16 protein-coding genes are annotated in these 16,887 nt (G+C 64.4%); 9 read left to right on the plus strand and 7 right to left on the minus strand.

Annotated features, from left to right (window positions below; translation table 11 throughout):
* Positions 1–95: 95 nt before the first annotated feature.
* Positions 96–479 (minus strand): carboxymuconolactone decarboxylase family protein, encoded by a 384-nt coding sequence (locus ACLFLU_RS05315; RefSeq protein ID WP_008567285.1) that lies wholly within the window; start codon positions 477–479, stop codon positions 96–98.
* A gap of 181 nt (positions 480–660) precedes the next feature.
* Between ACLFLU_RS05315 and ACLFLU_RS05320 the strand changes: the two genes are divergently transcribed.
* Positions 661–3,276: a TIGR02302 family protein gene (locus tag ACLFLU_RS05320; protein ID WP_426411283.1), complete on the plus strand. Its 2,616-nt coding sequence runs from the start codon at positions 661–663 to the stop codon at positions 3,274–3,276.
* A 165-nt stretch (positions 3,277–3,441) separates the two neighbouring features.
* Here the strand turns inward: ACLFLU_RS05320 and ACLFLU_RS05325 are convergent, their stop codons facing one another.
* Both ACLFLU_RS05325 and ACLFLU_RS05330 read right to left on the minus strand, forming a co-directional pair.
* Positions 3,442–3,816 carry a response regulator gene (locus ACLFLU_RS05325; protein ID WP_027530607.1) on the minus strand — a complete coding sequence of 125 codons (375 nt, stop codon included), beginning with the start codon at positions 3,814–3,816 and terminating at the stop codon, positions 3,442–3,444.
* A 36-nt stretch (positions 3,817–3,852) separates the two neighbouring features.
* A complete protein-coding gene (locus ACLFLU_RS05330; protein WP_426411284.1) occupies positions 3,853–4,725 on the minus strand; it encodes an MJ0042-type zinc finger domain-containing protein in 873 nt (290 codons plus the stop codon).
* 195 nt (positions 4,726–4,920) lie between these two features.
* Between ACLFLU_RS05330 and ftsE the strand changes: the two genes are divergently transcribed.
* From ftsE to ACLFLU_RS05355, 5 genes are all read left to right on the plus strand, one after another.
* On the plus strand, positions 4,921–5,580 hold the full coding sequence (gene ftsE / locus ACLFLU_RS05335) for a cell division ATP-binding protein FtsE (protein ID WP_128954174.1): 660 nt from the start codon (positions 4,921–4,923) through the stop codon (positions 5,578–5,580).
* A complete protein-coding gene (locus ACLFLU_RS05340) occupies positions 5,573–6,541 on the plus strand; it encodes a cell division protein FtsX (RefSeq protein WP_426411285.1) in 969 nt (322 codons plus the stop codon). The genes ftsE and ACLFLU_RS05340 overlap by 8 nt, the downstream gene beginning before the upstream one ends.
* 72 nt (positions 6,542–6,613) lie before the next feature.
* Positions 6,614–7,318 carry a YdcF family protein gene (locus ACLFLU_RS05345; protein ID WP_426411286.1) on the plus strand — a complete coding sequence of 235 codons (705 nt, stop codon included), beginning with the start codon at positions 6,614–6,616 and terminating at the stop codon, positions 7,316–7,318.
* 8 nt (positions 7,319–7,326) lie between these two features.
* The gene (locus ACLFLU_RS05350) at positions 7,327–8,097 is read left to right on the plus strand and encodes a lysophospholipid acyltransferase family protein (protein ID WP_426411287.1); all 771 of its coding nucleotides are present in this window, start codon (positions 7,327–7,329) and stop codon (positions 8,095–8,097) included.
* Between the two features lie 484 nt (positions 8,098–8,581).
* A complete protein-coding gene (locus ACLFLU_RS05355) occupies positions 8,582–9,487 on the plus strand; it encodes a formylglycine-generating enzyme family protein (RefSeq protein WP_426411288.1) in 906 nt (301 codons plus the stop codon).
* Positions 9,488–9,743: 256 nt separating this feature from the next.
* Here ACLFLU_RS05355 and ACLFLU_RS05360 read toward each other — a convergent pair whose 3' ends face one another.
* Complete coding sequence (locus tag ACLFLU_RS05360) at positions 9,744–10,397, minus strand: hypothetical protein (protein WP_426411289.1); 654 nt, start codon at positions 10,395–10,397, stop codon at positions 9,744–9,746.
* A 272-nt stretch (positions 10,398–10,669) separates the two neighbouring features.
* Positions 10,670–11,281 (minus strand): gamma-glutamylcyclotransferase, encoded by a 612-nt coding sequence (locus tag ACLFLU_RS05365; RefSeq protein WP_426411290.1) that lies wholly within the window; start codon positions 11,279–11,281, stop codon positions 10,670–10,672.
* Positions 11,282–11,391: 110 nt separating this feature from the next.
* On the opposite strand from ACLFLU_RS05365, the gene ACLFLU_RS05370 reads away from it, so the two are divergent.
* From ACLFLU_RS05370 to ACLFLU_RS05380, 3 genes are all read left to right on the plus strand, one after another.
* Positions 11,392–12,579, plus strand: coding sequence for a DUF2125 domain-containing protein (locus tag ACLFLU_RS05370; RefSeq protein WP_426411291.1), 1,188 nt, complete (start codon positions 11,392–11,394; stop codon positions 12,577–12,579).
* Between the two features lie 229 nt (positions 12,580–12,808).
* Positions 12,809–13,033: a hypothetical protein gene (locus tag ACLFLU_RS05375; RefSeq protein ID WP_426411292.1), complete on the plus strand. Its 225-nt coding sequence runs from the start codon at positions 12,809–12,811 to the stop codon at positions 13,031–13,033.
* 123 nt (positions 13,034–13,156) lie between these two features.
* Positions 13,157–14,728: a hypothetical protein gene (locus tag ACLFLU_RS05380; protein ID WP_426411293.1), complete on the plus strand. Its 1,572-nt coding sequence runs from the start codon at positions 13,157–13,159 to the stop codon at positions 14,726–14,728.
* 113 nt (positions 14,729–14,841) lie between these two features.
* Here ACLFLU_RS05380 and ACLFLU_RS05385 read toward each other — a convergent pair whose 3' ends face one another.
* Positions 14,842–15,780 (minus strand): prephenate/arogenate dehydrogenase family protein, encoded by a 939-nt coding sequence (locus ACLFLU_RS05385; RefSeq protein ID WP_426411294.1) that lies wholly within the window; start codon positions 15,778–15,780, stop codon positions 14,842–14,844.
* Entirely contained in the window at positions 15,777–16,871 is a 1,095-nt protein-coding gene (hisC, locus tag ACLFLU_RS05390) for a histidinol-phosphate transaminase (protein WP_426411295.1), read from the minus strand. The genes ACLFLU_RS05385 and hisC overlap by 4 nt, the downstream gene beginning before the upstream one ends.
* Positions 16,872–16,887: the final 16 nt, after the last annotated feature.

Below are 16,887 nucleotides of genomic sequence, written 5' to 3' on the forward strand. Positions count from 1 at the left end.
TCCTTGCTTAGCTATTCGTTGTTGGACGAGCTGCGCGCCAAATCCCCCGCTGTCGTCCCGGCCTTCGCCGGGACGACGGTGAGAGGCCTACTCCCTCACGCCTTCCCGTCGATCTCCGCGAACACCTCGCGCGCGATGCGAAAACTGTCGACGGCGGCCGGCATGCCGCCATAGATCGCGACCTGCATCAGGATCTCGCGGATTTCGTCGCGGGTGACGCCGTTGGTGAGTGCGCCCTTCAGATGCGCGCGGAACTCGTGCTGGCGGTTGAGGATCGCGATCATCGCGATGTTGAGCATGCTGCGGGTCTTGCGCGGCAGCTCCTCGCGGCCCCACACCGTGCCCCAGCAATATTCGTTGAGCATCTCCTGGAACGGACGGTTGAAGTCGTCGACGTTCTTGAGCGCGTTGTTGACATAGGCCTCGCCCAGCACCGCTTTGCGGACTTCCAGGCCCTTGTCGTGCATCTTCTTGTCCATGGCGTTTCCTTTATTTCCCTTGCGTTTCCTTTGGGAATGGCGCCGCGGAAACTACGGGGTTGAGCCGGAGCAGTCACGTCCTCGTGTTATGCGGGAAAAGGGGGATGTCCCGTACAGGAACGGATGCCTCAGTGCTGCCGTTGTGGTACGCTCCATTCTGCCGGGTAACCTGGAGAGTTGATTGAACGGCGTCACCCCCGACCCGTCAGACCCGATCCGCGATGGCGATGCTCTGTCGCGATTGAAGCTGGCACAGGCCCTCGAGCGGTCCGCTTATGCCATCGCGTGGGAGCGTGCCTGGCCCGGTCTGGCGCGTGTTCTCACCGTCGTCGGCTTGTTTCTGGTGGTGTCCTGGGCCGGCCTCTGGCTGGCGCTACCTCTTGTCGCCCGCGCGATCGGCCTCGTCATTTTTGCGGGCCTCGCGGCTGCCGCCCTGTTCCCCTTGATTCGGTTTCGCTGGCCGAGCCGCGAAGAGGCGCTCGCCCGGCTCGACCGCGGTTCGGGCATCCGTCATCGCCCGGCTACGACGCTCACGGACACGCTGACCTCGCAGGATCCGGTTGCGCAGGCGCTCTGGCAGGCGCAGCGCGAGCGCACACTGGCCTCGCTCAAGCGCATCCGCGCCGGTTTGCCGCACCCGCGCCTTGCCATCCACGACCCCTGGGCGCTGCGTGCGCTGGTCATGGTGATGCTGGTCGCGACTTTCTTCGCCGCTGGCGACGAGCGCGGATTGCGGCTGGGTGCGGCGTTCGACTGGAACGGTGTGCTGACGCCGACTAATATCCGTGTCGATGCCTGGGTCACGCCGCCGCTCTACACCGGAAAGCCGCCGGTGATCCTGTCGGCCGCCAACAAGGAAGCCGCAGCGCTTCCGGCCTCCGGACCGCTCGGCGTTCCCGCCGGCTCGACTTTGATCGTGCGCTCCTCCGGCGGCAGCCTGGATGTTGTGGTGTCCGGCGGCCTGAAGGAGGTCGCGCCGACTGAGGCCACGCCCAAGGGCACCAACGAGAAGCATTTCACCATCACTGGCGACGGCACTGCGCATGTCCGCGCCCCCTCGGGCCAGCCGCAATGGGCTTTCGCGGCGACGCCGGACCGCCCGCCGACGATCGCGCTGGCCAAGGATCCGGAGCGCCAGGCGCGCGGCGCGCTCCAGCTCGTCTACAAGATTGAGGACGATTACGGCGTCACCGGCGCCGAGGCGCACGTCGCGCCGCGTTCCGCCGATGCGGGCAAGGACGGCGATAGCAGGACCGCGGCGCGGCCGCTGTTCCAGCCGCCGCAATTTCCGCTCGTGCTGCCGAATGCGCGCACCCGTAACGGCGTCGGCCAGACGGTGAAGGATCTTAGCGAGGATCCCTATGCCGGCGCCGATGTCACGCTGACGCTCACTGCCAAGGACGAGGCCGGCAACGAGGCGAAGAGCGAGCCGTTCAACATGCGGCTGCCCGAGCGTCTCTTCACCAAGCCGCTGGCGCGCGCCCTGATCGAGCAGCGCCGCATTCTCGCGCTCGACGCCAACAAGAATTCCGACGTCTATACAGCGCTCGACGCGCTGATGATCGCGCCCGAATTGTTCACGCAGGAAACCGGGCAATATCTCGGCCTCTACAGTGTCGCGCATCAGCTCGAGGCCGCGCGCACGGATGATTCACTGCGTGAGGTCGTGGCGAGCCTGTGGGCGCTCGCGGTGACGATCGAGGACGGCAACATCTCCGACGTCGAGAAGGCATTGCGCGCGGCGCAGGACGCGCTGAAGCAGGCGCTGGAGCGCGGTGCCAGCGACGAGGAGATCAAGAAGCTCACGCAGGATCTGCGGGCTGCGCTCGACAATTTCATGCGCCAGCTCGCCGAGCAGTTCCGCAACAACAAGGACGCCCAGCAGCTCGCCCGACCGCTTGATCCCAATACGAAAATCCTGCGCCAGCAGGATCTCCAGAACATGATCGACCGCATGGAGCGCCTGTCGCGCTCTGGCGACAAGGACGCGGCCAAGCAGCTGCTCGACCAGCTCCAGCAGATGCTGGAGGGCCTTCAGATGGCGCAGCCGGGACAGTCCGGCGAGAGCGACATGGAGCAGGCGCTCAACGAGCTCGGCGACATGATCCGCAAGCAGCAGCAATTGCGCGACAAGACCTACAAGCAGGGTCAGGACTCCCGGCGCGATCGCATGCGCGGCAAGCAGCAGGGCGACCAGTCGATGTCGGACCTGCAGCAGGACCAGCAGGCGTTGCGCGACCGCCTGAGGAAGCTCCAGGACGAGATGGCCAAGCGCGGCCTCTCGCAGAAAGGTCAGAAAGGCCAGCAGGGACAGAAGGGCCAGCAGGGTCAGCAAGGCGACCAGGGACAGCCCGGCCAGGATGGCGATCAGGACGCCGACCAGGGTGATGATGACGGTGGGCTCGATTCCGCCGACAACGCCATGGGCGATGCGGGCTCAAAACTCGGCGACGGCAATGCCGACGGCGCGGTGGACTCCCAGGGCAAGGCGCTGGATGCGATGCGCAAGGGCGCGCAGAAGATGGCCGAGGCGATGCAGCAGGGCGACGGCGACGGCCAGGGCGACGGTCCCGGCAATCGCGCCGGGCGCCAGCAGAGCGGCGGCAACCAGACCGATCCGCTCGGCCGGCCGCTGCACGGCCGCGAATTCGGCGACGATTACACGGTCAAGATCCCCGGCGAGATCGATGTCCAGCGCGTCCGCCGCATCCTCGAAGAACTCCGCCGCCGCCTCGGCGACCCCTCGCGCCCGCAGATCGAGCTCGACTATATCGAGCGGCTGCTGAAGGATTTTTGAGGGCAGACTATCTCCCCGATGTCGTCCCGGCGAAGGCCGGGACCCATAACCACAGGGAGCTGTTTGGCGAAGATTCGTTGTCCGGTACTGCCAGCAAGCCCTAGGGATAGACCTCGCGGTATGGGTCCCGGCCTTCGCCGGGACGACACCGAGTGTGTGGAGCCGCTACCCCTTCTTCGCCGCCAGTGCATCCGCCACCGCCGTGCGGATATCCGCAACCGAGAACGGTTTTGTGACCACGTCATGCACCAGCGCGTTGAGGTTCGACGCACGCTCGCGCTGATCGGCAAAGCCGGTCATCAGCAAAATGGTCAGCTGGGGAAAGTCACGCGCGGCGGAGAGCGCGAGTGCGATGCCGTCCATGACGGGCATCTGGATGTCGGTGAGCAACAGGTCGAACGCGCCGTCCTCGCGGGTCAGGATCTCCAGCGCCTCGGCGCCGTCCTGTGCGGTGACGGTCTCGTGGCCGTCCATGGCGATGGCGCGCGCCACCAGCTGGCGCATCGAATCCTCGTCATCGGCGATCAGAACTTTCGGCATGGGACGAACCTTCCCGTGCGGGACTCTACAGGCTGATTACACGCTACCGCCGGCGATGTCGCGCCGGTTGAAGAAGCGAACGTCGATATTGCGGCCTTCCGGCGGCGGCGAGGCCAGGCGCGAGCGGAAGAAGGCACGCTCGCCGGGTTGCAGCACGGTCTGCTCCAGCACCGAATTCCAGGCGTAGATCTCGGCGCCTTGCCCGTCGCGCACGGCAAAGCGCAGCCGCGGAATATCGAGCGGCTTCTTGCCTTGGCCGACGATCACGCCCTCGATCACCAGCACCTGCTTACCGTCCACAGTCTCGGTCGAGAGCTTGACGTCCTTGAAGGCGAGCCCGCGCAGGTTCACCTCCAGGCCGACCATCTTGTAGAAGGCCGCGGTCTGCGGCAGCAGGCGGACCATGTCGCCGCGCCAGATCACCAGCGCCAGCACCAGCGCGCCCATGGCGGCACAGGCGGTCGGCAGGCCGTAATAGGAATTCCGCCGAACCACGGCCGGTGCCGGGCGGCTCACCTTTGCCCCTCGGCGCCTGAACAGGCCGCTGAACCAGGACTGGTGCTGCGCGCCGACGACTTCCTCCTCGGCTTCCCGGGCCGCCGCCGACCATTCGTCCTCGGGCGCGTCCTCGGTCGGCCAGTCGCTGGCAATCGATGGGCTTTCGACCACCGGGGTTTCGGCAGCCGCGTCGTCCTTGGCGTAGGAGTTCCACTGCTCGGCGAGGTCGGACTGGTCGTCGGACTGGCTGGCCGCGGCCATGGCCGGCACGGCCGCCTCCTCGATGGCATCCTCGGGATGCGCCATCCAGGTCTCCTTGCAGCGGGAGCACCGGACCGTTCGCCCGTTGGCCCCAAGGCTCGCAAGCTTGATGGCGTAGGATGTCGTACAATGGGGGCAGACGATATGCATGGACGGCCTCGACGATGACTTGTCGCGCGGAACCTGGCGCCAAGGTTCTCCTGAGAAGGGACTTCTAAGGATGCTGGCTGGGATGCTACAGGGCGACCGTTAACGAACCGGAAACCATAACGGTCGCACAACCCCTTGATCGCATGCGGCGAAACCTCGCCGGCCATGCGGCCTACCCCTCGAACGGAGCTGAGCTTGGTTCGGTTCGAAAATGTCGGATTGCGTTACGGTCTGGGGCCGGAGATCCTGCGCGACCTCAGCTTCCAGATCCCGGCGCATTCCTTTCAATTCCTCACCGGCCCGTCCGGCGCCGGCAAGACGTCGCTGCTGCGCCTGTTGTTCCTGTCGCACCGGCCGACGCGCGGCCTCGTCAATCTGTTCGGCCACGACATCTCCCAACTCGGCAAGGACGAGATCGCCGATCTGCGCAAGCGCATCGGCATCGTGCTGCAGGATTTCCGCCTGCTCGACCACATGACAACTTACGAGAACGTGGCGCTCCCGTTCCGCGTCATGGGTCGCAGCGAATCGAGCTATCGCAAGGAGGTCATCGACCTCTTGCGCTGGGTCGGCCTCGGCGATCGCATGGATGCGCTGCCGCCGATCCTGTCCGGCGGCGAGAAGCAGCGCGCGGCGATCGCGCGTGCGGTGATCTCGCGGCCGCAGCTGCTGCTCGCGGACGAGCCGACCGGCAGCGTCGATCCGACGCTCGGGCGCCGATTGTTGCGGCTCTTCATCGAGCTCAACAAATCCGGAACCGCCGTCATTATCGCAACCCACGACATTGCGCTGATGGACCAGTACGAAGCGCGCCGCTTCGTACTGCATCAGGGCCGGCTGCACGTCTATGAGTAGGACCGACGAGCGCGGCGTATTGGTCGATCTCGGACAGGAACGTCCGCAGCTTCCCGCGCGGGCGCGCAACATGTCGCCGATCGTGCCGCGCGCCTCGATCCATGGCCGCGCGCTGGTCGCCGTTGTCGCCATCATGACCTTCCTCGCCTCGATGACGACTGGCACCGTGCTGCTGGTCAGCGCTTCGGCCGCGGAATGGCAGTCCGATGTCGCGAGCGAGATCACCATTCAGGTCCGCCCGCAATCCGGACGCGACATCGAGCGCGACACCGCTGCCGTCACCGAGGCGATGCGCGCACAAGCCGGCATCGTCGAGGTCAAGCCGTTCACCAAGGACGAGAGCGGCAAGCTGCTCGAGCCCTGGCTCGGCACCGGTCTGTCGATGGACGATCTGCCGGTGCCGCGCATGATCATCGCGCGCGTGCAGCCGGGCACGGCGCTCGATCTCGGCGCCTTGCGTGCGCGCGTGACGCAGGTGGCGCCAAGCGCCAGTGTCGACGACCACCGCGCCTGGATCGAACGGATGCGCTCGATGACCAACGCCACCGTGTTCGCCGGCATCGGCATCCTCGCACTCGTCATCGTCGCGACCATCATCTCCGTCTCGTTCGCGACCCGTGGCGCGATGGCGGCGAACCGCCCGATCGTCGAGGTCCTGCATTTCGTCGGCGCCGGCGACCGCTACATCGCCAATCACTTCCTGCGGCACTTCCTCAGGCTCGGCCTCGAAGGCGGCGTTATCGGCGGCGGCGTCGCCATGCTGCTGTTCGGCTTCTCCGAGTCGATTGCCGGCTGGTTCTCCGGCACCCCGGTCGGCGACCAGTTCGCGGCCCTGCTCGGCACTTTCTCGCTGCGGCCGTCCGGCTATGTCGTGCTCGCGATGCAGGCCGTCCTGATCGGCGCCATCACAGCGGTTGCCTCGCGCCAGACCCTGTTCGCGACGCTGAACGACGTCGATTGAGCCCGCTAAACCGGACTCCACTTCGCCTCAAAACGTCCTAAAATAATCCGGGGAAGGGATCACCGACATCATATGACCTCGCCGACCGACGATCGATCGCCGAAACTGCCGCGCGGCTGGCTCCGCGCGACCGTGGTGTCGACGGTTGCGTTCGTCTTTGTCGGTGCCGCGGCGGGCTTCGTCGCGTTCCTGTCGCAATTGCGCGGCGCCGAGATTGCGCCGGACCGCAAGGCTGACGGCATCGTGGTGTTGACCGGCGGCTCCTCGCGGGTCTCGGACGCGATGGAGCTGCTGGCGGCCGGCTATGGCAAGAGGCTTCTGATCTCGGGTGTGCATCCGACCTCGACGGCAAGCGACATCTCCCGGACGTTGCCGGAGAACCAATCCTTCATGACCTGCTGCGTCGATCTTGATCGCACCGCGCTCACGACCCGCGGCAACGCGGCGGAGGCGCGGCGTTGGGCCGAGGGGCGCGGCTTCAAATCGCTGATCGTGGTCACCTCGAACTATCACATGCCGCGCGCGCTGGTGGAATTCTCGCACGCCATGCCGGAGACCACGCTGGTCCCGTTCGCCGTGGTTCGCGACAAATGGCGCGAAGAGCCGTGGTGGACCTCGGCCTCGACGCTGCGGCTGCTGTTGTCCGAATATGTCAAGTACATCGCCGCCGAGCTCAGGGTGCGGCTGGAAGATTTCGGGATTGACCTTTCGCCGGAAGTGTCGGAGCAGCCTGCGGGCCTGCAATCCAGGCGGCCCGCCACCGCACAGGCCAACTAGGATATTGAATGTTACTCTTCCTGCGCTCACTCGTCTTCAACGTGCTGTTCTACGCCGTGCTGGTGTGCCTCGCGATCGTGGCGCTGCCGACCTTCGCCTTGCCGCCGCGCGCCATGCTGACGGTTGCGAAATGGTGGGCGAAGGCGACGGTTTTCCTGATGCGCGTAGTTTGCAACATCAAGGTTGAATTCCGCGGCATCGAGAAGATCCCGCAGGGACCGCTGGTGATCGTGGCGAAGCACCAGTCGTTCTGGGAGACCTTCGTGTTGCCGGGCTTCTTCAATCGTCCGATCTTCATCCTCAAGCGCCAGCTCATGCAGATTCCGGTGTTCGGTCAGTTCCTGGTCAAGACCGGGATGATCGCGATCGACCGCAAAGCCGGCGTCAAGGCGCTGCTGGACATGACGCGCCGCGCGCGCGAAGCGGTACGCTCGGGCGGCCAGCTCGTCATCTTTCCGGAAGGCACGCGCCGCGCGCCGGGGGCGCCGCCGGATTACAAGACCGGCTTTGCGCAGATCTATTCATCTTGCGGCGTGCAGTGCCTGCCGATCGCGCTCAATTCCGGCCTGTTCTGGCCGCGCCGGACTTTCATGCGCTATCCCGGCACGCTGGTGGTGGAGTTCCTCGATCCGTTGCCGCCGGGCCTGCCCAAGGACGAGTTTCTCGCGCGCGTGCAGACGGCGATCGAAGATGCCACCGGTCGCATCGTCGAGGCGGGACGGAAAGAGCAGGAGCAACTCATCGGATCAGCGCCGAGCTACGAGGCTCCGGGCGGTTAGGGCGAGTACTCACAGACGGCGGCTTCCGAGATCAAAGCAGGCTTGGTCGCCGCCGACGGCTTGCGTCCCGTAGCCGGCCTCTCACAGGTGTTTCGGCAGGCATCGCTCCACGAAGTCGACTCGTTCCCTGAGCCGAAGCGGGCGATGCGGCAAATATAAAGTTCAATCACGCGCTTAAACTAACGAAACCAAAAGAGAAATTGGCCGTTTGGCGTTGCGTGTCTCGTCGCGTCGCGACTGGGGCGCTGTTTCATCTGTTCAAGCCGCGAAGCAATTCAGACCGGCAACGAAGCCATCTTGTTGGCCTGCGCAGTCAGGTTGAAACAGACGAGACGTATTCTGTCGGCGATTGCATGGCGGGCAAGCGGTGTCGAGGGCAACGCTGCAAGTCGTTTTTTCGATTGTTACAAATTGCCTGACGCGCCGCCGCTGACCGAATGTCCAGTGGCTTCCCCGAGCACGGTGATGCGGCCGGGAGATTTGCATGAATAGATTTGCTCACTCATTGCCTCTATTGCTTGCGCCGCTGATCATCCAACTCCACGTCGCGAGCGTCGATGCAGAAACGTTGGATCACACCGTGCCGGCGCTCTCGATCTTGGAGCGCCCGTCTCCGCTGGATTTGCGGCTTTTCCGACCGCTATCTCGATCTGAAGAAAGCGCATTGGTGCCGCTTGATCGCTTTAAAGAGTGTGATTTCTGCCCCGTGATGATTGTCGTTCCTGCCGGCCGGTTCACCATGGGCGCAAGCGCGGATGAAGCAGGAAGCACGGCGGACGAACGGCCGCAACACCAGGTGACGTTTCCGAGGTTCTCGGTCGGACGTTTTCCCGTTTCTCTCGATGAGTGGAACGCCTGCGTCGTTGGAAAGGGCTGCAGCTTTCGACCGTCGGATCCGACCAGCAGCGAATGGAAACCCGTCACCAACATTCAATGGGCAGAAGCCAAGGAGTACGTTGAATGGCTGTCGCGTGCGACCGGAAAGCCATATCGGTTGTTGAGCGAATCGGAGCGGGAGTACGTCGCGCGCGCCGGAACGACGACCGCTTTCTGGTGGGGAGATTCCTTCGCTATTGATCGGGTCGAAGAACGCCAACTCGCCGGGACGAACTCTCCGCCGCCAAGACCGTCGCTTCCTAATCCCTGGGGCATCTACGAAGTCCATGGTAGCGTTTACGACTGGGTTGAGGATTGCTGGCACGACACTTACCAAGGCGCACCTGCGGACGGATCGGCATGGATAGAAGGCGATTGCAGTCGACACGTTTTGCGCGGCGGCTCGTTCAGTCGAGCGATGCAAACCCGCCGCGCTGCGGCGCGCATTTGGTTCGGCCCCGAGAATCGGATGCGTTACATGAGTGTTCGTGTCGCAAGGACGCTACAGCGGTAGGCAAGATGTTTCGTCGACCACAAGCGCGGCCGCTCTGCTTGGGTCTGCGCAATGGCATGAATCCGGTGAGACTGAAAATCGAGCACGTCACCCGACTGTACGTGTGAGCGATCCTTGGATTGGTCAGTCGACATCGCAATCTCCGCGGCGACTACTAATTCAACGGCACTAAAAACAAGTCCGAAAAAAAGCAACGACTAGCGAGCGCCAGAATTTCTGCGCTCTGATTCCTCGGCCCAGAAACAGTTGGCCGAACTCAGTTGGTGGCGAAGCAGTAAAACAAACCGGCTCCGCCGACGCGCTGCAAGTTTGCCGGGGAACAACCCGGCGTCTTGTGCGAATAGTTCCAGAAATTTGGACCTTGAGTGTTGCCGATCAGATCATGGTGTCCGACGATCGCGCTGCCCTGTCCGTCAGCGCTGCTGGTCCAGTTACTGCAAGTCGCGTCTGCGCCCGGAATGGCCGTGCCATCATGTTGTGTGCCGGTGAGCATGTCATGTTGATTGGGGGTGTCGACGCGGCCCTTGACCATCATGCCCTTCTCGTCGAGGGCAGTCTCTTTGTTGATCTTGTTGTTGTCACTGTGCAGGTCAGCCACGCTTGCCGCGATCTGTGTACCCTTGGCATTGGACCAAGGACCGTTACCGATCCGGTCTTTGGCGTTAATCGCACTCGGCCCCTGTGTCGAAAGATAGGCGTGCCATGTTTTGCCGCCCGCGCCTGCGGCCTGGGCGAGGGTCTGGCAATGTCGATCCGCGCCGTCGAGCCCACCGAGGTCGCCGCCCTTCCCGAGCCCCACACTGGTTATGAAGAAACCCATGCTGCTTTGCTGGGCTTCCGCCGGTCCCGGCACACCCAACGTCAACAAGACCAGGGATGAGAGTAGAGCCAAGTTCGCTATCTGGGCCATGCGGTTGATCTTTCCCAGTGAGGACTCTCGCCCCACAATCATGCGCCGCAACAACACTGCTCCAACCGGGTATCCCGGCGTCCGCCAACACCCATTATACGACCAGATGATCCATAATCACACGTCGTCTTTCACCCGAAAAGTGGAGGAGAGGTCCGTCGTGGTGGGCGGCGCGGCCGTCGTATATGCCGCTGCCGCGGAGGGATTCAAACGGTCCTAAAGTGATTGCTTTCGTGGGCGGCAACGTATTCAGAGCATGCCTGGTCTGCGCTTTAGCGGCTGTCCTGGGCCTCGCTCGGAGTCTGATCGCGCAGCGAATGCGTATCACCATGCAGCATCGCCGCGAGCTGATGCAATTGCGTGTCGCGAAAGCCTTCGGCCTCGATCGCCTTCACGGTCGCCGTCACATAGTCGCGGTTGGCGCCGGACTGGCCGTGGCCCTGCCGCACATGGCGGTGCTGGTCGGCGAGCGACAGCCGGCCGGCATATTGCACGTGGCCGCGGTCGACGACATAGGCGAGTGCGGAGACGCGCTCACGCGCTTCGTTCTCCAGCCACACCGAGCGCATCACCTCGCGATAGACCGACGTCACCTGCTCGCGCGCCCGCAAATAGGCGACCACGTCGGCACGGTTCTTTTCAGCGACGCGGAAGGCGATGCCGCGGCAGGCGCCGCCGCGGTCGAGCCCCAGCACCAGGCCCGGCTGCTCCGGCGTGCCGCGATGCACGAAGGAATAGACGCAGAGCGCGCGATGCTCGCCGACCAGCCGCGCCGGCACGCGCTCCGCGAATTCGAAGCCCGGCCGCCACATCAGCGATCCGTAGCCGAACACCCAGAGGTCGCCCTTGGCTGACGTGACGGTGGGAAGGGTGATTTCCGACATTTCGGGCACGGCTACCAGAACGGGGGCCTCAAGCGAAGCGATTTCTCCGCCTTTCGTCCGGGGCTGGCCTCGCTTACATTTGACAAAATCTGGGATCAAAGGGTCGCCGCATGTCCGATATGACCATTGCCGCAGGCCGGCGCCGCTCCCGTTGGGGGCTCTTCATTGCTCCCGTCCTCCTCCTGATCCTTGCGGCCGCCTGGAGCGGCTTCTGGTTCTATGCGGCCTCGCAGGCCGAGGTCGCGGCCGATGCCTGGCGCGCGCAGGAGGCCAAGTCCGGCCGCATCTATGACTGCGCCAAGCGCTCGATTGCCGGCTTCCCGTTCCGCTTCGAGGTCCAGTGCTCCGGCGCCAGCGTCGCCCTGGTCTCGCAGAATGCGAGCAAGACGCCGTTCACCGCCAAGCTCGACAACATTCTGGTTTTGGCTCAGGTCTACGATCCCAAGCACGTCATCGCCGAGTTTTCCGCACCGGCGACGCTGGTCGACGGCGTCACGCAAAACACCTTCGTGGTGAACTGGAGCAATGGCCGCAGCAGCGTGGTCGGCTTGCCGGCGATCCCGGAGCGCGCCTCGATCGTGTTCGACGATCCCAGCATCAACCGTCTCGACGGTTCGGTGCAGGTGCCGCTCGCGCGTGCCAAGCAGATTGAGCTGCACGGGCGCATCGCGGACGGATCGTCGGCCGATCACCCCGTGATCGAGACCGTGCTGCAGATCGCGCAGGGCAGCATCCAGGGCGTTCATCCCTTGCTCGCCGAGCCGTTCGAAGCGGACACGCGGGCGAAGATCACCGGGCTCTCCGATCTCACCCCAAAACCCTGGCCGCAGCGCTTCCGCGAGATCCAGGCCGCCGGCGGTCATATCGAGATCGTGCAGTCGCGGATCCAGCAGGGCGAGATGATCGCGGTCGCGGCCGGCACGCTGGGCCTCTCGGCCAATGGCCGACTGGATGGCGAATTGCAGATGACCGTGACCGGCCTCGAACGCGTCATCCCGGCGCTCGGCATCGAGAAGATGCTGGAAGAGGGCGTGCCGCAGGCAACGCTCGACCGCGTCGCGCCCGGCGTGAAGTCAAAAGACCTCAACAATCTCTTCGGCGCACTCGACCGTGCCGTTCCCGGCCTCGGCAAGGTCATCAAGCAGAACGCCAACGCCGGCGTTGCCGCCGGCATCAACTCGATCGGCACCGAGAGCACGCTCGAGGGCAAGAAGGCCCGCAGCTTCCCGCTGAAATTCGTCGACGGCGCCGTGCTGCTCGGCCCGATCACAGTCGGCCAGATTCCGCCGCTGTACTAGCTGTCACTGCTCGCGTAGCCCGGATGGAGCGCAGCGTAATCCGGGACAGCGCCAATCGCATTTAAGAATCCCGGATTGCGCTTCGCTCCATCCAGGCTACGAACCATAGACGCACGTCACGACCTCTTCGCTGAATCGTGATTGTCCGCCGGGAATGCGGAGCCGCAAAGCCCGGTCTCTCTCCATGTCGACTGCCCGATGAAGCGGGCCGCCAAGGCAGGAGAGAATCATGACGACGTCCAAGCTGTTCGTTGCCGCCGTCGCCATGTCGACCGCGCTCGCGACGCCTGCGTTCGCACAGTGGCGGTCGCAGGAGACTTTGCACGTCCGCGGAGTTGGGCCCGGCCATGTGCCGGTCGGGCCCAATGCGCGCTGCGTCGTGTGCGCAGCAATCGCGCGTGCGGATCGGTCAGCCAACGAAAATATTCCGAACATGATCGTCAGGAAAACGTGATGCAGAAGCTGCACAGGCCAGCGAATAACAGCTCGCTCATTCGCATCACTCCACACCAGGGAGGCATGCTCGCGCCGGGGGCGCAACCAAGTGCACCTGCTTCCCAAGTGGAGGGAGGCTTACGTGCGGATCATCAACTACGGACTGATGCTGGGGCTACTCGTTGCCTGTTCGGGACAGGCGCGTGCCGACGACAATGTCACAATCGAAATCAAGGCGCTGAAGGCGAAGCTGAAGGAGCTGCAGCAGAAGGTGGATTCGGAGGCACGTAAGACGCGCCAGGTCGAAGCGGTGCAGGGCAGGGCCATGCCGATGCCGGGGACCTACAAGGCGCTGCCCGTCGAGGCATGTGCGGGCGGCAAGGTCTGCTACAAGGGCGTCACGCTGACATTCGGCGGCTGGGTCGATCTCACCGGCATCTATCGCTCGCGCAACATCGCCTCCGACACCGGCTCGGTGTTCAATTTCATTCCCTATCAGCAGAGCCACAATTTCTACTTCCCGGAGACGCGGTTCTCCGCGCGCCAGAGCCGGTTCTCGGTGCTCGCCGAAGGCAACGCCGATCCCGATACGCATCTCGCCGGCTACGGCGAAATCGACTTCGAAGGCGCGGCGCAAACGGCAAGCTCCGTTGCCACCAACTCGTTCAACCCCCGGATGCGGCAGCTCAGTCTCGAGCTCGACCGGACCGATCTCGGCCTGCATTTCCTCGCCGGCCAATCCTGGTCGCTGAATGCGCCGACCAAGTCGGGCATCGATCCTCGCGGCGTCGATGCGCCAGGCGTCATCGACTTCGAATCCGTTCCGGGATTTCTGGCGGCACGGCAACCTGGTCTCCGCGTCTGGAAGGATCTCGGGCCCGAGTTCAAGCTCGCCGCGTCCGTTGAAAATCCGCAGACCGCCTTCTTCGGCGGCAACACGCCGACGGTCGGCACGCCTGCGGTCGGTCCGCAGGGTGTGCTCAACCCGAACCTGCAGGTCAATCTGACCGGGCCTGGCGGCAGCTTCTTCAACAACCTCAACAATGTCAGCCTGAACCAGGTGCCTGACGTCACCGTCAAGGCGGCGTGGGATCCGCGGCTCGGGCCTTACAAGCTGCATGTCGAGGCCTGGGCGCTCTATCGCCAGCTGTTCGACCGCTTCAATGGCGCTAACCACACCTACGACACCGGCAGCTTCGGCGGCCACATCTTTGCCGAGCTGATTCCGAAGACTCTCGACCTCCAGCTCTACGGCGCGCATGGCGTGCTCGGCCGCTTCACAGCGACGCCGTTCCCCGATGCGGCGGTGGCGCAGGACGGCACGGTGCTGCCGCTGACGATCACGGCGGCTGCGGTCGGCCTGATCTGGCACGCGACGCCGAGCCTCGATGTCTACAGCTACGCAGGGCTCGAAAAGGCCAAGGCCAATTTCGCCAATGTCGGGACCATCCCGTTCGGCTACGGCAATCCGCTCTACAACAACACCGGCTGCTTCACCGAGAACACGCTGGCCGCGACCTGTAACGGCAACACCAGGGAAGTCCGGCAGATCACCGCCGGCATCTACGACACCATCTACCAGGGCAATTACGGCACGCTGAAAGCCGGCGTGCAGTATTCCTACACGCAACGGTTCGCCTTCGCCGGTGTCGGCGGCGCGCCAAAGGCCGACGACAACATCGTCATGACGCAGATCCGGTATTATCCGTTCTAGTCCCGAAGCCACGCGGACTCGTAGCCTGGATGGAGCGAAGCGCAATCCGGGTTCTTCGATGAGGCAAACACAGTCCCGGATTACGCTTGCGCTCCATCCGGGCTACTCGGGTGCTACGGCTTCTCGCCGAGCTGCGCATGCGGCCGGCCGAAGTCTGCAGCCGCCGAATCCTGGCCGATCTCGACGATGCCGCGGCGGATGGCGCGGGTGCGGGTGAAGTGATCGAACAGCGCTTCGCCGTCGCCACGACGGATCGCACGGGTGAGCTTTGCGAGATCCTCGGTGAAGGTACCGAGCATCTCCAGAACCGCGTCCTTGTTGGCGAGGAAGACGTCGCGCCACATCGTCGGATCGGAGGCCGCGATGCGGGTGAAGTCGCGGAAACCGCCGGCCGAGAACTTGATGACTTCGGACTCCGTCACCTGCTGCAGCTCGTCGGCGGTGCCGACGATGGTGTAGGCGATCAGATGCGGCAGGTGGCTGGTGATCGCGAGCACGAGATCATGATGATCCGGCGTCATCACCTCGACCTTGGCGCCCATCGCCGCCCAGAAGGCGCGCAAGTGCGCGGTGGCCGCGGCGTCGGTGCCTTCCGGCGGCGTCAAAATGCACCAGCGGTTGATGAAGAGCTCGGCGAAACCGGAATCCGGTCCTGAATGCTCGGTGCCCGCGACGGGGTGCGCCGGCACGAAATGGATAGTCTTCGGCAGATGCGGAGCCATGTCCTTGACGACAGCGCCCTTGACCGAGCCGACGTCGGAAATAACAGCGCCGGGCTTGAGATGCGGCGCAATCTCCTGTGCCACCGGCCCGCAGGCGCCGACGGGAATGCAGAGGATGACGAGATCGGCATCCTTCACTGCTTCGGCATTGGTCGCCACGACCTGGTCGACGATGCCGAGCTCGAGCACTCGCGCGCGCGTCTTTTCCGAGCGCGCGGTGGTGACGATCTCGCCAGCCAAGCCCTGAAGCTTCGCAGCGCGCGCGATCGAGCCGCCGATCAGACCGAAGCCGATCAGCGCGACGCGCTGGAAGTGCGGGTCCACGCTCATTTGCCGGCCATGAAGTCGCGCAGCGCCTCGACGACGAGGCGGTTGGCCTCCTCGGTGCCGATGGTCATGCGCAGCGCATGGTGCAGGCCGTAATTCTTCAGCGCGCGCAGCACGAGGCCGCGCTTGGTGAGATAGGCATCGGCCGCGTCCGAGGTCTTGCCGTCTTGCGGGAAGTGGATCAGCACGAAATTGGCGACGCCCGGCGTCACCTTCAGCCCGAGCTTGGTGATCTCCTCGGTCAGCCAGTTGCGCCAGGTCTCGGTGAATTGCTTCGACATCGCCTGGTGCGCAGTGTCCTCGATCGCGGCGACCGCAGCGTACATCGCCGGTGTCGACACGTTGAACGGACCGCGGATGCGGTTGACGGCGTCGATGATGTGCTCGGGGCCGAACATCCAGCCGATGCGCAGTGCCGCGAGGCCGTGGATCTTGGAGAAGGTGTGCGTCACCACCGTATTCTCGGTGGTGGCGACGAGCTCGATCCCCATCTCGTAATCGTTGCGCGAGACATAGTCGCAATAGGCGGCGTCCAGCACCAGCAACACGTGCGAGGGCAGGCCGGCGCGAAGGCGCTTGACCTCGTCGAACGGGATATAGGTGCCAGTCGGGTTGTTGGGGTTGGCGAGCCAGACCAGTTTTGTGCGCGGCGTCACGGCTTTCAGGATCGCGTCGACATCGCAGGTCAGGTTCTTCTCAGCCGCGACCACGTTCCTGGCGCCGACCGCCATGGTCGCGATCGGGTAGACCAGGAAGCCGTGCGTGGTCGAGATCGCCTCGTCGCCATGGCTGAGATAGGTGTGGGCGAGCAGGTTGAGGATTTCGTCCGAACCTGCGCCGCAGATGATGCGGTTCGGATCGAGCCCGAACGAGCGGCCGATCGCCTCGCGCAACACGCGCGAGGTTCCTTCCGGATAGTCTTCCAAATGGTCCGCGACGCGCTTGAAGGCCTCGATCGCCTTGGGCGAGGGTCCGAACGGCGTCTCGTTGGCCGAGAGCTTGAACACCTTGCGGCCCGGCTCCGGCACCGGGGTCTTGCCGGGCGTGTAGGGCGCAATATCGAGAATGCCGGGATTCGGCACGGGGCGGGACATCTTCAACTCCGGATAG

This window comes from Bradyrhizobium ganzhouense, assembly GCF_049949285.1.
Taxonomy (GTDB): domain Bacteria; phylum Pseudomonadota; class Alphaproteobacteria; order Rhizobiales; family Xanthobacteraceae; genus Bradyrhizobium; species Bradyrhizobium ganzhouense.

Bases quoted from the DNA above. Each gene is read 5' to 3' on its own strand.
- ACLFLU_RS05370 (WP_426411291.1), top strand. From the start codon at position 11,392: ATGTCCGATATGACCATTGCCGCAGGCCGGCGCCGCTCCCGTTGGGGG.
- hisC (WP_426411295.1), bottom strand. From the start codon at position 16,871: ATGTCCCGCCCCGTGCCGAATCCCGGCATTCTCGATATTGCGCCCTAC.
- ACLFLU_RS05315 (WP_008567285.1), bottom strand. From the start codon at position 479: ATGGACAAGAAGATGCACGACAAGGGCCTGGAAGTCCGCAAAGCGGTG.
- ACLFLU_RS05385 (WP_426411294.1), bottom strand. From the start codon at position 15,780: ATGAGCGTGGACCCGCACTTCCAGCGCGTCGCGCTGATCGGCTTCGGT.
- ACLFLU_RS05355 (WP_426411288.1), top strand. From the start codon at position 8,582: ATGAATAGATTTGCTCACTCATTGCCTCTATTGCTTGCGCCGCTGATC.
- ACLFLU_RS05330 (WP_426411284.1), bottom strand. From the start codon at position 4,725: ATGCATATCGTCTGCCCCCATTGTACGACATCCTACGCCATCAAGCTT.
- ACLFLU_RS05325 (WP_027530607.1), bottom strand. From the start codon at position 3,816: ATGCCGAAAGTTCTGATCGCCGATGACGAGGATTCGATGCGCCAGCTG.
- ACLFLU_RS05360 (WP_426411289.1), bottom strand. From the start codon at position 10,397: ATGGCCCAGATAGCGAACTTGGCTCTACTCTCATCCCTGGTCTTGTTG.
- ACLFLU_RS05375 (WP_426411292.1), top strand. From the start codon at position 12,809: ATGACGACGTCCAAGCTGTTCGTTGCCGCCGTCGCCATGTCGACCGCG.
- ACLFLU_RS05350 (WP_426411287.1), top strand. From the start codon at position 7,327: ATGTTACTCTTCCTGCGCTCACTCGTCTTCAACGTGCTGTTCTACGCC.
- ACLFLU_RS05340 (WP_426411285.1), top strand. From the start codon at position 5,573: ATGAGTAGGACCGACGAGCGCGGCGTATTGGTCGATCTCGGACAGGAA.
- ACLFLU_RS05365 (WP_426411290.1), bottom strand. From the start codon at position 11,281: ATGTCGGAAATCACCCTTCCCACCGTCACGTCAGCCAAGGGCGACCTC.
- ACLFLU_RS05345 (WP_426411286.1), top strand. From the start codon at position 6,614: ATGACCTCGCCGACCGACGATCGATCGCCGAAACTGCCGCGCGGCTGG.